Here is a 472-nt window from a genome sequence, read left to right on the forward strand (position 1 = left end):
GGCTGCCATGGCGAGCGGATTACCCGATAAAGTACCGGCTTGGTAGACTGGGCCTGTAGGCGCTATCGCTTGCATAATATCTGTACGGCCACCGAAAGCGCCGACCGGTAAACCACCGCCAATTACTTTTCCTAAAGTAGTTAGGTCAGGCTTCACATTGTATACAGACTGGGCTCCGCCTAAAGCGGTTCTGAAGCCAGTCATGACTTCATCAAAGATCAAGACACTTTCATGTTTGTCACAGACTTCTCGTAAGCTTTCTAAAAAGCCAGGTACTGGAGGAATGCAGTTCATATTCCCGGCAACGGGTTCGACAATAATCGCAGCAACCTGGTCACCCATTTCATCAAACAGTGCTTTAACTTGGTCTGCATCATTATAGGTAAGGGTGATTGTATGCTCGGCGACACTCGCAGGTACTCCAGGTGAATTAGGCACGCCAAGCGTTAGCGCGCCAGAGCCTGCTTTAACG

At 49.8% G+C, this 472-nt stretch carries 1 protein-coding gene; it reads right to left on the minus strand.

The window, feature by feature from the left end:
* Positions 1–472 (minus strand): aminotransferase class III-fold pyridoxal phosphate-dependent enzyme (locus A3735_RS10805; RefSeq protein ID WP_156499602.1); only part of this gene is annotated, 472 nt, incomplete at both ends.

It is taken from the genome of Oleiphilus sp. HI0061 (assembly GCF_001635675.1).